General features: G+C 41.3%; 15 protein-coding genes. 5 read left to right on the forward strand and 10 right to left on the reverse strand.

The window, feature by feature from the left end:
- Positions 1-13: 13 nt before the first annotated feature.
- The 3 genes from AC2D3N_RS15085 to zds form a co-directional block, all read right to left on the reverse strand.
- Positions 14-451 carry a DUF4079 domain-containing protein gene (locus tag AC2D3N_RS15085; protein ID WP_484691350.1) on the reverse strand — a complete coding sequence of 146 codons (438 nt, stop codon included), beginning with the start codon at positions 449-451 and terminating at the stop codon, positions 14-16.
- Positions 452-471: 20 nt separating this feature from the next.
- Positions 472-924, reverse strand: coding sequence for an SRPBCC family protein (locus AC2D3N_RS15090; protein WP_079681479.1), 453 nt, complete (start codon positions 922-924; stop codon positions 472-474).
- Between the two features lie 373 nt (positions 925-1,297).
- The gene (gene zds, locus AC2D3N_RS15095) at positions 1,298-2,767 is read right to left on the reverse strand and encodes a 9,9'-di-cis-zeta-carotene desaturase (protein WP_484691351.1); all 1,470 of its coding nucleotides are present in this window, start codon (positions 2,765-2,767) and stop codon (positions 1,298-1,300) included.
- Between the two features lie 443 nt (positions 2,768-3,210).
- Between zds and AC2D3N_RS15100 the strand changes: the two genes are divergently transcribed.
- Entirely contained in the window at positions 3,211-3,786 is a 576-nt protein-coding gene (locus AC2D3N_RS15100; protein ID WP_484691352.1) for a Uma2 family endonuclease, read from the forward strand.
- 74 nt (positions 3,787-3,860) lie between these two features.
- On the opposite strand, the gene AC2D3N_RS15105 is transcribed toward AC2D3N_RS15100, so the two are convergent.
- Both AC2D3N_RS15105 and AC2D3N_RS15110 read right to left on the reverse strand, forming a co-directional pair.
- Positions 3,861-5,360 (reverse strand): serine hydrolase, encoded by a 1,500-nt coding sequence (locus AC2D3N_RS15105; protein ID WP_484691353.1) that lies wholly within the window; start codon positions 5,358-5,360, stop codon positions 3,861-3,863.
- 133 nt (positions 5,361-5,493) lie between these two features.
- Positions 5,494-6,312, reverse strand: coding sequence for an RNA methyltransferase (locus AC2D3N_RS15110; protein WP_484691354.1), 819 nt, complete (start codon positions 6,310-6,312; stop codon positions 5,494-5,496).
- Between the two features lie 48 nt (positions 6,313-6,360).
- On the opposite strand from AC2D3N_RS15110, the gene AC2D3N_RS15115 reads away from it, so the two are divergent.
- Both AC2D3N_RS15115 and AC2D3N_RS15120 read left to right on the forward strand, forming a co-directional pair.
- Complete coding sequence (locus tag AC2D3N_RS15115) at positions 6,361-6,507, forward strand: DUF2256 domain-containing protein (protein WP_079678532.1); 147 nt, start codon at positions 6,361-6,363, stop codon at positions 6,505-6,507.
- 26 nt (positions 6,508-6,533) lie between these two features.
- Positions 6,534-7,466: an isoaspartyl peptidase/L-asparaginase gene (locus AC2D3N_RS15120; protein WP_484691355.1), complete on the forward strand. Its 933-nt coding sequence runs from the start codon at positions 6,534-6,536 to the stop codon at positions 7,464-7,466.
- Positions 7,467-7,672: 206 nt separating this feature from the next.
- Here the strand turns inward: AC2D3N_RS15120 and queC are convergent, their stop codons facing one another.
- Positions 7,673-8,347: a 7-cyano-7-deazaguanine synthase QueC gene (gene queC, locus AC2D3N_RS15125; RefSeq protein WP_484691356.1), complete on the reverse strand. Its 675-nt coding sequence runs from the start codon at positions 8,345-8,347 to the stop codon at positions 7,673-7,675.
- A gap of 314 nt (positions 8,348-8,661) precedes the next feature.
- On the opposite strand from queC, the gene AC2D3N_RS15130 reads away from it, so the two are divergent.
- Positions 8,662-9,183 carry a hypothetical protein gene (locus tag AC2D3N_RS15130; protein WP_484691357.1) on the forward strand — a complete coding sequence of 174 codons (522 nt, stop codon included), beginning with the start codon at positions 8,662-8,664 and terminating at the stop codon, positions 9,181-9,183.
- A 329-nt stretch (positions 9,184-9,512) separates the two neighbouring features.
- The gene (locus AC2D3N_RS15135) at positions 9,513-9,980 is read left to right on the forward strand and encodes a DUF29 domain-containing protein (protein ID WP_484691358.1); all 468 of its coding nucleotides are present in this window, start codon (positions 9,513-9,515) and stop codon (positions 9,978-9,980) included.
- On the opposite strand, the gene AC2D3N_RS15140 is transcribed toward AC2D3N_RS15135, so the two are convergent.
- The 4 genes from AC2D3N_RS15140 to AC2D3N_RS15155 all read right to left on the reverse strand — a co-directional run bounded on the left by AC2D3N_RS15140 (position 9,969) and on the right by AC2D3N_RS15155 (position 13,881).
- The gene (locus AC2D3N_RS15140) at positions 9,969-11,102 is read right to left on the reverse strand and encodes a DNA cytosine methyltransferase (RefSeq protein ID WP_484691359.1); all 1,134 of its coding nucleotides are present in this window, start codon (positions 11,100-11,102) and stop codon (positions 9,969-9,971) included. The genes AC2D3N_RS15135 and AC2D3N_RS15140 overlap by 12 nt on opposite strands.
- Before the next feature lie 96 nt (positions 11,103-11,198).
- Complete coding sequence (locus AC2D3N_RS15145; RefSeq protein WP_484691360.1) at positions 11,199-12,341, reverse strand: beta-ketoacyl-ACP synthase; 1,143 nt, start codon at positions 12,339-12,341, stop codon at positions 11,199-11,201.
- Positions 12,342-12,519: 178 nt separating this feature from the next.
- Complete coding sequence (locus AC2D3N_RS15150; RefSeq protein ID WP_484691361.1) at positions 12,520-13,281, reverse strand: peptidylprolyl isomerase; 762 nt, start codon at positions 13,279-13,281, stop codon at positions 12,520-12,522.
- A gap of 33 nt (positions 13,282-13,314) precedes the next feature.
- Positions 13,315-13,881: a photosystem I assembly protein Ycf4 gene (locus AC2D3N_RS15155; RefSeq protein WP_079678540.1), complete on the reverse strand. Its 567-nt coding sequence runs from the start codon at positions 13,879-13,881 to the stop codon at positions 13,315-13,317.
- Positions 13,882-14,100 lie beyond the last annotated feature (219 nt).

The raw sequence follows: 14,100 nt of genomic DNA on the forward strand, positions 1-14,100 counted from the left end.
ATTAATAATTAAATTAAGGTAAATATTTCTGAACAATCACCCACCCGGATAAAGAAACCGCAGTAAAAGCAAAAAATAAGCCCATATTTAGGCTAAGATGAAGGGGGCGCGCCCAGGGATTTTTGGGATTAATTTGGGTAGCACTCCCAGCCGACCCTAATACTAAACCTACTACAATGAATCCGGCGGCTAGATGAATTGAATGTCCTAAATTCCCGTAATACCCGAGAGTTCCCACTAAACCAACGGTTAGTAAAATTAAGACTAAACCCACCATCCCCCCACCGATCAGGTAATGAAAAGTTCTGAGTCCGTTAGGTCGAGGTTGTTTCCTTGTGCGGGAATATAGCATCCATCCTCCGGTCATTGCTAACAATACATAAGCGAAGATAGAAAATCCCATCGACCAAGCTGCAATTTTCCATAACCATAAAAAGGAGGGTAAATTCATAATAAGGATTTTAACGGAAGTTAATTTGAAGAACTACTATAGAATTCTATGGCATAATCTCTAAATCGTTCTAAATCTTTTTGAATAGTTGACTCCACTACTCCACCCAAAAATAAATTATCCATCAATTGTCCTAAAATCCCTGGAATAGCATAAGAAATCGTTAATTTAACAATACTACTCCCATGGCGATCATAAAACCTAATTGCCCCCCGATTCGGTAAACCATCTACTGATTCCCATTGAATAATTTGATTAGGAATTTGTTTTAAAATCCGCGATAACCAACTAAATTCAAAATTACCTGTTGCTAATTTCCAACGAGATAAATCAGGATTATCCTCTAAAATTTTAACCGAATCAATCCATTTCATCCAACGGGGCATATGTTCTAAATCTGACCATAAACTCCAAGAGACATCAATGGGAACCGGAACTTCAACTTGGACACTATGTTCTAACCAATCAGCCATAATATTTACAAAGTTACAAAGATTTTACCTAATTGAATTTATCCGTTTTAATATACTCAATTATTGTTTAATTATATCAATATCTACTCAAATAAGCTACAGGGATTATTTTAGCGTCCGCACTCACTGGGATTATTTTATCGAGCTTATATGAAATCTAATTATAAACGCTACAGACGATCCCCCCTAGCCCTCCTGTAGAGACGTTGCATGCAACGTCTCTACAGGAGGAATGTGTAGAAAATATTTACAGATTTCATATTACATCGGTTTGGGCAAGTCAGCGAGAACGCTGACACTGCAATATTTATCCCAAATAATTATTAGTCAAAAATATAATTTCTCGACTAATAATTATTTATGAAATTCTCAATTATCCAGCAACAACAGGGGAAGGTTTCAGATCGGAAAAGTTGGTTTCTAAGATAGCCTTAGCCGCCTGTCTTCCTGAAATAGTTGCCCCTTCCATACTATCAATATAATCCTGTTGGGTGTAACTTCCAGCTAAAAAGAAATTAGCAACCGGAGTTTTTTGAGCCGGACGGTAAGCGTCCATTCCCGGGGATTCTCGATACAAAGATTGAGCTAATTTAACCACACTATACCAAGTCATATTCAGTTCCCGTGAACTGGGAAATAAATTCTGAACTTGTTTAAGAACGTGTTGGGCAATTTCTTCATTATTTTGTTTAATAAAAGGATCACCCGGGGTTAAAACTAACTGTAATAAAGATCCCTGTCCCTCTCTATAGTAATCCGCCGGACTTGATAATGCTAAATCAGAAAAACAGGAAAAATCCGCATCGGCTGTATATAATAAATTATTAATTCCCGCCGCTTCTTTGAGTTGTTGACGTTTTTGGGGATCATTTAATTCCGTCACCCAACCATCAAAACGCAGTTGTACCGTTGCCACGGGAACCGCTTCTAATTTATAAATATTGTCAAACTCCGACCATTTTCGCCAAGCAGGGGGAATCATTTTTTGTACCCCTGGAATATCCCCGGCAAAAACATAGGCATCGGCAATAATTGTTTCCTCGGTTTCTCCGTTTGCTACTACCATTCCCGTCACATAGGTTTTACCTTCTATTTCCTGAAATTGTATTTCTCTAACTCGGCGTCGGGTATGAATTTTAACGCCCCTTTGTTCCAAATAATTCACAATGGGTTTATGCAAATATTCCGCCGGAGATCCTGCCAACATTCGCAACATAGATGCCTCTGTTTTGGTGGCAAAAAATAGAAAAATCGTTAGCATACACCGAGCAGAAATATTCTCAGTATCGATAAATCCCAAGGCATAAGCAATTGGGTTCCACATTCGTTTTAGACTACCCTCAGAACCCCCATGACTGCGAAACCAGTCCGCAAAACTCACCCTATCTAACTCGCGGATAGTCCTCATCGCCCCTTCAAAGTCTACCAACCCTCGGACAATGGGGCTAGTACCCAAAGCGATCGCATTTTGCAGTTTATCAATTACCGAGAGTTGGGAGGTGGTGAAAAATGCCTTCAACCCGTGAAAGGGAGCCCCGGTAAGGAAGCGAAAGTCCAAACTTCCCGTTTTTCCCCCGGTATTAACAAAAATGTGGGTATGGTCTTTTAACAGAAGGTTGTCAATCGCCCCCACCTTCCGCATCAGTTCAAATAAGTTATAGTAGCAGCCAAAAAAGACGTGCAACCCCATTTCAATATGGTTGCCTTCCGGGTCTATCCAACTGCTGACTTTACCCCCGACAAAGGGACGGGATTCAAAAATCTCTACTTCGTGTCCGGCATCCACTAGGCCAATTGCCGTAGCCATGCCCGCTAAACCTGCTCCTGCGATCGCAACCCGCATTTTTTAGACTGCCCTTTACCTTAAGCGTTTGTTTACATATTTTGACATACTCCCCACCGCCGAAGCGGGGGGATTCTTATTCATGGCTCATCGAAGTTCGCTTACTGTATCAAATTGCTGATCAACAGCAGCGGCGATCTTCTCCCCATGCTTTCGCTCGAACGAGCCAGATCCGTCATGCCCTGACAAATTCTGTCCGCGCCGCAAGCCCACCCCTTCAGGGGTCGGGATAGGTGCTGCGGCTTTAGGCGCATTCAAGTATTTTGGTTTTCAATATATTTTTTCACAGTTTCCTCAAAAGCGTTACCGACTGTACCACAAAAAGCGGGAATATTCTTGATTTTTAATCTCAGGGGAAAAGGATAGGAGGGTGGAAAGGATCATCTCCGCCTATTTTAACATAGTATAATCAGAAATAGCGATCGCACTCTAAAACTAACAATATGGTTATTAGTCCTGTGATATTAAACCTAGATAGAGTTTGCCTTAGTGATGAACAATTCTATCAACTTTGTCAAAATAACCGAGAATTAAAATTTGAAAGAAATACTCAAGGAGAATTAACAATTATGTCTCCGGTCGGGGGAGAAAGTGGAAATCGAGAAGCGGAATTTATCATAGATTTGGGAATCTGGAATCGTCAAACTCAACTGGGTTATACTTTTAGTTCTTCAACTATTTTTAAACTTCCCAATGGTGCAGATCGTTCCCCCGATGCTGCTTGGATTAAAAAAGAACGTTGGGAAAATCTCACCCCCGAACAGCGACGGAAATTTCCCCCCATTGCCCCGGATTTTGTCATAGAATTAAGGTCAGCAACGGATGAATTAGAACCCCTGCGACGGAAAATGTTAGAATATTTGGATGGAGGCGTGAAATTAGGTTGGTTAATTAATCCCCAACAGCAACAGGTAGAAATTTATCGCAGGGAAAAAACCGTAGAATTGAGAAATTTTCCTACAGAACTATCCGGTGAGGAGATACTACCGGGGTTTAGTTTGAATTTATCTCTTTTTTAGAGAATATTTTTATTAAAATTATCTTTAAACAGTTATATGCTGTGTGGGCTAGTGCTTACACACCTTGGAACAAATTATTGTTGATCATCTTGAACCTGATCGGGGGGAGTTTGCGAACCGGGATTAGGTTCAGATTCGGTAGCAGTATCAAAATATTGATAAATAGTAGAAGAAATTTGACGAATTAGTTCATTAGCTTGGGGATCATCCGCTTCTCTTTCAACTAAAACTCCCACTAAATAACGCTTACCATTAGGCATATCAATTAAACCAATATCCCCAGAAACCGAGTCAATATTGCCCGTTTTATGAGCAATAAACGCTCCCTCTCCTAAACCACTGGGTAATAAAGAACGATTACGAGTTTGCTGCATAATTCTTAACATAAAATCTCGGGATTTCAAAGAAACTAACTTTCCCTGATTGATGTCCGCCATTAAATTAACTAAATCCCTAGCACTGGTTTTATTTGTTCCTTCCAAATCAGGAAGAATATTTTGCATTTGAGTTTGTTTTAATTGCCAAGAAGCAAACTGTTGATTCAAGGATTCAATCCCACCCAACCGATCAATTAACATATTTGTGGCGGTATTATCACTGTTGGTAATCATTAAATTTGCCGTTTCCAGGGCTGTAAATTTACTTCCAACTGGTTTATCTTGCAATTCTCCAGACCCCTTAGCAACGTGTTTTGCCTCCATGGTTAAAACTTCATCTAAACGTAGCCTGCCTTCATCAACTGCTTGGAAAAATGAGACCAAAATCGGAACTTTAATGGTACTGGCGGCTGGCAATGCCTCTTGCCCCTGAATATCCACATACTTTCCCGTATCTAAATCTACTAAAAATACCCCTGGTTTTAACTTAGGTGAATCCTTCGCCAAACCCAGAATTGCTGTTTTTAAATCCGAGGCTTCTTGAGTTAATTGTAGGGATGAAACTAAAGCATTAGAAGACTTAGAATTTTGTTCTTCCAGGCTTAAATTTACGGTCTGATCCGCCGCAACACTAGAACGACCCAAGGCATTTAAAGCTGATAAAATTGTCCCCGAAATCACACCAATCCCTATTCCTAAAATTAGTAACCGGGTGGCATAAACCATCGGAGACACCCGACGTTTTTTTCTCACCCGTTTTACTGATTTATCCCTAGGGGCAAGCGGAAGGGTCGGAGCCGGAGCCATAACCCCCTCCGGTCTGCGAGAACGACGGGGAGCCGGATCAGTAGGCTTGCGAAAGGGCAAAACAGAAGCACCCGTAGCCCCATTAGATGGGCGTTTACCAGGGGTTGATCGGGGTTTACGAGATTTAGGCGGGACGGGTTTTTGTCGCAGTTGAGAGAGCAGGGGATCAAAAGACTCCGAACGGCCAGAATCATGATTCTGCCGTGGTTCCGGGGATGGAGAGCGACGAGGGGCTGTTTTCACCGGATCAGCCGGAGACCGACGAGATCGACGCTTAGGTTGTGATTGAGAAACCTTGCCATTACGGGATTTTGGCTCAGAGGACTTAGAGCCAGACTTATTAAAGGAAAAGATTGAGAATAACGACTGACGAGGAGATCGTTGAGCCACACCTAAACACCTGACTAGAATTTTACTTTTCAGTGATCTGTTATCAGTGTCAGAGTTAACAGTTAGGAGTTAAGGGTAAATAAATAGGTTCACTACTCAACTCATTACTGATTACTGGTAACGACAAGGAGACTTAGCCCCCAGGACTGATAACTTCTTGACTGTTCACTCCTGAACTGATAACTGATGACTGATCACTGATAACTGACAACGCCCATTCTACTTGACTGAGAATGCCACGCAACATCGCCACTTCTTCCGAGGTTAAATTAGCTCGATTATACAAACGCCGAAATTTTTTCATCCGACTATTGGCGGTATGGGGATAGACATATCCAATCTTGAGTAACATCGCTTCCAACTGTTGATAATAACCCTCTAAGACCTCTAAGGGAACCGTAGAAGCCGGGGGAATTTCTGGGAAGTTTTTTGTCCTCTCTTGAGGTTCTAACACACAATATCGTAATTCATAACAACACACCCCCACCGACTGGGCTAAATTTAAAGACGGATAAACAGAACTAGACCGAATTCGCAGAAATCGTTGAGCATAACTCAATTCATCATTATTTAATCCCCGATCTTCCGGCCCAAAAATCAAAGCCGAGGGACAATCTAATAACCAAGGTAAAACCGTTCTGGGATCTTCTAAATCCGTAGGTAAAGCATCGGATCTAGATCTGGCCGTGGTGGCGATCGCCCGTTGACATCCCACTAAAGCCTCCGGTAAAGAAGACACCGTGATCGCCCCTTCTAAAATATCCCCAGCGTGAACCGCCATTCTTTTCGCTTCATCCCCTAGGGGATCGCACTGAGGATTCACTAATACTAACTGCCCAAGCCCCATATTTTTCATCACCCGGGCAACAGAACCCACATTTAAAGGCCCGGCGGGTTCCACTAACACAATTCGGATCGGGGTTAAGGGGGTATACGGTAAGGTCTGTGACATGGAAATGATATGATCATTCCTGAATTAAAGCGACTTCAATAACTTAGCATGGCACGTCAGCGCTCGAAGTCCGACTTACCGAATAAGATTTGTCCCGTTTGCGATCGCCCCTTCACCTGGCGAAAAAAATGGGCCGACTGTTGGGAGGAAGTCAAATACTGTTCCGAACGTTGTCGTCGTCGCCGTTGCGCTTAAAAATTATCCATTTTTATCATACATTCATGGCCGTTCAACCTAAACTAATTATTCATGGCGGTGCTGGTAGTTCCCTGCAAGGTAAAGGCGGATTAGAAGCGGTACGCAAATCCCTCTATCAAGTGATTGACCAAGTTTATCCCCTCCTGCTCCGAGGAGCGAGTGCTAAAGAAGCGGTAGTCCGTGGTTGTCAACTCCTAGAAGACGATCCCCGATTTAATGCAGGCACAGGTTCCGTCCTGCAATCCGATGGCCAAATCCGCATGAGTGCCGCCTTAATGGATGGAACCCTACAGCGTTTTAGTGGCGTGATTAACGTTTCACGGGTGAAAAATCCTATAGATTTGGCCGTCGTCCTACAAGACGCCTCCGATCACGTTTTATCCGATTATGGCGCCGCCGAATTAGCCCGGGAACTCCAGTTACCCCTTTATAACCCCCTCACCGACCAACGCTTACAGGAATGGCTCGAAGACCGCAAGGACAATTTTAGACGCACCATGGCTAATGTGGTTTCCGAACCCGCAGGCACCGGAACCATCGGGGTTGTAGCTTTAGATCAACGGGGTCAATTAGCCGCCGGGACTTCCACCGGGGGTAAGGGGTTTGAGCGGATTGGTCGGGTGAGTGACTCCGCCACTCCAGCCGGAAATTATGCCACTACTCAAGCTGGGGTGAGTTGTACGGGCATTGGGGAAGATATTCTCGATGAGTGTTTAGCCGCTAAAATTGTCATCCGAGTCACCGATGGTCAGTCTTTACAGACCGCCTTTAAAAAATCCTTCGCTGAAGCCCACGAGCATCAACGGGATTTTGGGGCCATTGGGATTGATCGAACTGGGGCACTCGCCTGGGGAAAAACCTGTGATGTGATTCTTTGCGCCTTCCACGACGGCCAAAATAAAGGAGATAGTTTAGAAGCCGATAAAGGAACTCAGGTCTTTTCCGATCGCATTTAACTCTACCAACCGTAAGGAGAAAGCTAAAAAGCCCGGAACTAAAGTTCGGGCTAAGAGCGATCGGCATCTAAAGATGACTCAAGACTGATCTTTCTTAACCCGTTTTAACGGGTTTAAGCTTTTAGCCCGAAATTTATTTCCGGGCTTTCGGTGCTCAATCTCAATACACCCAACCCCAATCTCGATAACCCGCCCTCCTTGATCAACTAAATATAAGCAATCGGATCTGTTAAGTTGAGTTCAGCAAAAGCAGCTAATCGTAAACGGCAGGAATCGCAAACACCGCAGGCTTGTTCCTCTCCTGCATAGCAAGACCAAGTAAATTCCCAGGGAACTCCTAAGCGATTTCCCAGTTGAATGATTTCTGTTTTTGCCAAATGAATTAGTGGAGATTCAATCGTAATCGGATCACCTTCTCGACCTTGTTTTGTTCCTAATCTAAAGACTTCTTCGATCGCTTGAATATAATCGGGACGACAATCGGGATAACCCGAATAATCTAATACATTAACGCCAATATAAACTTTACGAGCGGCGATCGCTTCTGCATAGGCTAAAGCAAAACTTAAAAAGATAGTATTCCGAGCCGGAACATAAGTAATTGGAATAGTTTTAGCCATTATTTCCGGGGATCTATCCTGGGGTAAATCAAGGCGATTATCGGTTAAGGCCGATCCCCCCCATAGACTCAAATCAAAAGTGACGACTTGATGTTCAACAACTCCCGCAAATTCGGCTATTTTTCGCGCGGATTCGAGTTCTTTTCGATGTCGCTGTTGATAATCAAAAGAAATGGTATAACATTCACAACCATCGGCTTTTGCTTGGTATAAAGCCGTTGAAGAATCTAAGCCACCGGATAATAAAATAACGGCTTTCACTTGAATTATTTATCCTTTTTCTTAGTGTTGATTATATCTGGGTTAATTTTAGCAAAAATTCATGCCATCCTACCATCTCCTCTAAAAGTAACAATTTTTACAATTAAAAAACCGTGTTTTCTCGAAAGATTGAGGTTGTCTAAAAAAATGATTTCAAAACTCAGTTTTTATCCTGTTTAAGAATCAAGAGTTAAAGATTTATATTTTTTTGTAAAGTTTTATTATACAAAATACTTCACATTCTATTGTGAAAATATTCGCTATTATAAAAATTAAAGACAGCAATTATATATCTATACAAGGTAATCATTACTATGGCTACTATCTCTAAACTAGAATATCATCCCACACGCTGGCTGACGCTGGTTTTGGCTACCCTCGGATTATGGATGGCGGGAAGTTTAATTCTTGACTTTGTAATTATGCCAACCATGTATGTTTCTGGCATGATGGAAGAAACCGGATTTACTTCGGCGGGAAGTCTGATTTTTTCAGTCTTTAACCGGGTTGAATTAGTTTGTGCGGCGGTTGGTTTAACGGGTTTAATTGCTTTAGCGATGAACCTTCCTGAAAAATTCAGTAGTCGCCTACGGACAATCACAGGATTATCGCTATTTCTGTTAGCGATCGCCATGGTTTACACCTACATTCTTACCCCTCAAATGAGTGCATTAGGAATTAACTTAAATCTGTTTAATGGATTTAACACAATTCCCGAGGGCATGAACCAACTACACTTAAGTTATTTTACCCTAGAAATGATTAAATTATCCATTTTAGGGACAATTTTAGGCTGGTGTTATCGTAACCACAGTAAACTCGATCTCACATTCTAAATTACTCCTCAAAATTAAAATAGGTTGGGTTTTGTTATCTTAACCCAACCTATTTTTTATAGACTCTTTCTATTACCTATTACCTATTACCTATTACCTATTACCTATTACCTATTACCTATTACCTATTACCTATTACCTATTACCTATTACCTATTACCTATTACCTATTACCTATTACCTATTACCTATTACCTATTACCTATTCCCTGTTCCCTATTACCTATTACCTATTCCCTGTTCCCTATTCCCTGTTCCCTGTTCCCTGTTCCCTGTTCCCTGTTCCCTTAATTTGCTATAATTAAAATTAACTGAGTCTAGGATATCCCATGACAACCCAACTCCCCATCACAGAATCTCAACAAACTTCTGATTTATACGAAGAAGATTATCACTTGTGGTTAATGAATACTATTCATCAGTTACAACATGGAAAATTAGCTGAAGTTGATAGGGTTAATTTAATTGAAGAATTAGAAGCTATGGGAAGAAGTCAAAAATCAGCAATTGAGAGTAATCTCAGAATTTTATTAATGCACCTATTAAAATATAAGTATCAATCTGATAAACGAACGAATAGCTGGCTATTTACTATTCGGGAAAATCGCAAAAGATTACGAAATGATTTTAAAAATAGTCCTAGTTTAAAGCGATATTTTCTTGAAGTTTTCCCAGAATGTTATCAAGATGCTAGAGAATTAGCTGCGGATGAAACGGGATTATCAATTAATACGTTTCCTGTAGAATCACCGTTTTCTCAAGAAGACACCTTAAACCCTGATTATCTACCGGAGTGATACTAATTCCCTGTTCTCTTGATTCGCTAATTTCAATCGTTCTTTAATTGATAATTTTTGTAAAATTTCACTTAACTCATATAAATTAACCGGCTGATATTTCCCTGTAAATAAGGGAATTAACGCTTCAATTAACGCCACAATACCATCAGGAGGAACCGCATTCCCAATTTGGCGACGAATTTCTGTAAATGATCCTTCAAAGATAAAATCATCTGGAAAAGATTGTAACCGAGCCCGTTCACGATTAGTTAATGCTCTAGGTTCATCGTAATGATATCCCCAAGTTCCGCCGCCACCTCCTGCGATAATAGTGGTTGAAGGTTGGTCAGGGTGTAAACGTCGATAAACATGACTAATCATGCCTTTAACATAATATTCACTATCTTTAGGAATATCGGTAAAATTGCCACCGGGTTTAATCCGTTTTAAAATTTCAATGGTTCTCGGTTGAATTTTTTGATGTTCATTATTATTAGAAATATTTTCGACTCCTGCTAAGGCATCCGATGCCGTCCGATAGGGATATTTTCGATTTAATCCATATTCGGGTTGAGGATGAATAAAATTAAATCCCGTATCTTTTCTAATTCCGACTAATAATACTCGTTCTCGAAATTGAGGAACCCCATAATCCGCAAAATTATACAGTTTGGGTTTAACTAAATATCCGGGTTCTATATTTTCAAAGTCAGAAATAATCCGTTGAATTGCTTGATAATTATTTGCACTGAGTAACCCTTTCACATTTTCAGCAATAAACGCTTTCGGTCTTTTATCTTGAACAAATTTCAGAAAATAAGTATATAAATTGCCCCGTTCTCCTTCTAACCCCGGACGTTTCCAAATCATTGAAAAATCCTGACAAGGAAAACCGCCCGTGATTAAATCCGCATCAGGAAGTTCAGCAATATTAATATTTTCAATTTGATTATGAACAATTACATCCGCAATATTCCGGCGAAATGTTTGACAAGCATCTCTATTCGCATCAATCGCCCAAACTACTTTAAATCCCGCCTTATGCAAAGGTAAATCCATGCCGCCACATCCCGAAAATAATGACAGGGTGGAGGGAATATGCTCCCATTTAATTTTTGATAACCGTTCAGTTAATGACATTATTTATTGGAGTTAGCTTTAATTAATTAAGGTTATTTTGTTGGGATGAGTGCCCTTGTAAAGATTGCGCTGAAGCGCAACAACGGCCAACAACAATTAGGCTTTACTCATTGCAATAATAGCATTTTGTCCCCCAAATCCAAAACTAAAACAGAGAATATTTCTAACCATACTAGAACGAACGCAGGTAACGAAATCTAAATCAAATTCCGGTGTTTTTAAACCCACACAGGGGGGTAGAAGTTGATCGTTTAATGCCATTAAACTAAAAGCCACTCCTAACGCTCCTGACGCCCCTAATGTGTGTCCCGTCGCGCCTTTTGTTGAACTTACTGGAACACCTGGGGGGAATAATTGTTTAATTAATTTAACTTCATGGTCATCATTTAATTTTGTGGCGGTTCCATGGGTATGAATATAATCAATTTCATAACTGGATAAATGACTATTTTTTAAACAGTTTTGAATGGCGGCGATCGCACTTTTTCCCACTCGATCAGGTTTACTCCCATAACAAGCATCGGCGGTCAATCCAAATCCTAATATTTCCCCATAAATTTCAGCCTTTCGCCGTTGGGCTAAATCCTCTGATTCTAAGATAAAAATAGCCGCACCTTCCCCTAAAACCAATCCCTCTCTATTTCGATCAAAAGGATAGCAACCTGTGTTAGCTAAGGCTCCCATTTGTTCAAATCCTGCTAAAGTTAAAGGAGTAATGGGTGCTTCCACAGCCCCGACAATCACCCGTTCGTACTGTTTGGTTTTAATCAGTTCAAATCCTTGGGCGATCGCCCAAATTCCCGTAGAACAAGCCGCCATTGGTGATAGAATAATTCCAGTAGAACCTATTTTTTTAGCTGCATTTAAGGCAATATTAAAAGATAAATAGTCTACGAATTTGCTTAAATTAATCCCTTCATCTTTTCTTGGTAAGGTGGGGTAAGATCCGGCTAATTGTTCTAATTTTCCCTGATATCCCCGACTCGAACCGATGACAACCCCACAGTCTAATAAAGGGGGGTTTAAATTAGCCATAATTAAGGCATCGGCTATCGCTTTTTCTAATAATTCCGTAGGATCGGAAGGAATATTATTAATTAAAGCCAGAGGTTTAGTCGGAAGTTCACCGAAAGGTTGATGGGGTGATATTCCTGACTGACCCGATAACAATTGTTTCCAGGTTGTTTCTAAATTTCCTAATGCAGAGATTAAACCAATACCAGTAACAATAACATTCATTATTTGTGAGGAATTAGAAATCAGAAATTGGGATTTTAGAGTGATTCTGACTTCCTGGACTTCAGCTTACTGGCAATTTTTAGGGTGGGTGTCCTTGCCGCTATATGATAAGGTTTGAGCAAGTTTCACGGCTTCACCCACCCTAAGAAGCGTAATATTTACACTTCTTAATAGTTCATTAATTTTTCAGGTTTTCCAACCCTTGTGTCACCTTCGCCGAGTCAATGCGATCGCCCTGTTTAATCTGATCAACCACATTCATCCCATCGGTAACATTCCCAAAAACCGCATAACTCCCATCCAGAAAAGGCAATTCTGCTAAGGAAAAATAGAACTGAGAAGAAGCAGAATCGGGAAATTGAGAACGGGCCATGGCTACAGCACCGCGACGGTGAGATAAAACGGGGGCGGCGGTGATCCGGGCACTTTCTAAGGTTTTACTATAAATCGGCTGTTCCGCGCCTTTGGGCTTAATTTCCAAAGGAATCATGCGTTCTTTCGAGGTAGCCGGATCAATAAATCCCCCAGTACCTAATCTAGCGGTGGGGAACTTGGGATCTTTACTTTGAGGATCGCCCCCTTGAACGACGAAGGGATCGGGCTCACGAACCACCCGATGAAAAGCCAGACCATCATAAACTCCCTTATTAACCAGATCAACAAAGTTTCCAGCCGTAACCGGGGCATTCGTTCCGTCCACTTCAATCGTAATCGGCGATCCTTTGACCGTCATTACCACCGTAGCTTTTCCATTTAATTGAGGTAAATTTGTTGTCATAGGTTGAGTTGGATTTTGGGAAATAGGTGTAGCAGCTTGACTACCAACAGGATTGTTATTTTGGGTTTCGGTGGAGGTTGTATTAGCAGCACAGCCACCAACGATTAATACACAAATCAGCAAAACTGGTAAAAACCATTGCTGTGTGTTGAGTTTTTTCATCTTAGGTTTCAACTTTTTTGTCAGTCGGAGGTTCTAAAGTCCTTCTAAGGGGACTTGTAAAAACTTAGCTAATTCTGCCCCTTGATTTTCCACATCAGACAGAGGTAGGGGTTGGCCTACACGGGTTAGGGGGATTTCCCGACGGTCTTTGAGTTTGAGATACAAAGCTCGACGGGGGTTAATTCCATCCTTGATATCAACACGAATGGATTGAATATCATTAAGGCTGCTACTGAACTCAACCCTGCGGTTTTTTCCAGGAAACCCCCATCGGAAAATATTAACTTTTCCCGTATCCCAGTTAAATTCATTGTATCCCCCGCCTAAATCCCAGAGAATCACTAGCCATAAATACAAAGCCAGTAATAAAGCGGCAGTTCCATATAACCCCATGACAATGCCTTGGGGGATAAAGATCAGTTGAGTCGGATCGGCGAAGGGCAAAAGATTAATTTTCAAATAGCTGGAAATACCGGATAAAAGGAAACCCGTACCGCCAATAGTGATCACAATAGCCCACCAGTAGTTGCTGAAACGACGGGAACCCGTAACTTTCTGAGAAAGAATTTGATTCGTTGTAGTCTTTGTTTGGGTACTCATGAAACCTAGGAGTGTGGATCTTGACCGTTGACACCTTTGCCAAAATTGTTAACTGTAATATATAGTTATGTTAACTTGCTTAACAGTCTACCGCTAAATGTCCCCCGGTTAAACGAGGGAAAAAGCTGGAGGCGATAAGCATTAGACCAAATTACTGAACAGTTTATCCCGCAAGGGATAGAAACTGCTTTGTCAGACCTTCGACCGAACAGAGTTCGG

The sequence above is a fragment of the Planktothrix sp. PLAVEN19ND genome (assembly GCF_057220675.1).

Excerpts from the sequence above, each read along its gene's own strand:
- AC2D3N_RS15155 (WP_079678540.1), bottom strand. The coding sequence starts at position 13,881 with ATGAGTACCCAAACAAAGACTACAACGAATCAAATTCTTTCTCAGAAA.
- AC2D3N_RS15110 (WP_484691354.1), bottom strand. The coding sequence starts at position 6,312 with ATGTCACAGACCTTACCGTATACCCCCTTAACCCCGATCCGAATTGTG.
- AC2D3N_RS15085 (WP_484691350.1), bottom strand. The coding sequence starts at position 451 with ATGAATTTACCCTCCTTTTTATGGTTATGGAAAATTGCAGCTTGGTCG.
- AC2D3N_RS15145 (WP_484691360.1), bottom strand. The coding sequence starts at position 12,341 with ATGAATGTTATTGTTACTGGTATTGGTTTAATCTCTGCATTAGGAAAT.
- AC2D3N_RS15130 (WP_484691357.1), top strand. The coding sequence starts at position 8,662 with ATGGCTACTATCTCTAAACTAGAATATCATCCCACACGCTGGCTGACG.
- AC2D3N_RS15100 (WP_484691352.1), top strand. The coding sequence starts at position 3,211 with ATGGTTATTAGTCCTGTGATATTAAACCTAGATAGAGTTTGCCTTAGT.
- AC2D3N_RS15150 (WP_484691361.1), bottom strand. The coding sequence starts at position 13,281 with ATGAAAAAACTCAACACACAGCAATGGTTTTTACCAGTTTTGCTGATT.
- AC2D3N_RS15135 (WP_484691358.1), top strand. The coding sequence starts at position 9,513 with ATGACAACCCAACTCCCCATCACAGAATCTCAACAAACTTCTGATTTA.
- AC2D3N_RS15090 (WP_079681479.1), bottom strand. The coding sequence starts at position 924 with ATGGCTGATTGGTTAGAACATAGTGTCCAAGTTGAAGTTCCGGTTCCC.
- AC2D3N_RS15115 (WP_079678532.1), top strand. The coding sequence starts at position 6,361 with ATGGCACGTCAGCGCTCGAAGTCCGACTTACCGAATAAGATTTGTCCC.
- AC2D3N_RS15140 (WP_484691359.1), bottom strand. The coding sequence starts at position 11,102 with ATGTCATTAACTGAACGGTTATCAAAAATTAAATGGGAGCATATTCCC.
- zds (WP_484691351.1), bottom strand. The coding sequence starts at position 2,767 with ATGCGGGTTGCGATCGCAGGAGCAGGTTTAGCGGGCATGGCTACGGCA.
- AC2D3N_RS15120 (WP_484691355.1), top strand. The coding sequence starts at position 6,534 with ATGGCCGTTCAACCTAAACTAATTATTCATGGCGGTGCTGGTAGTTCC.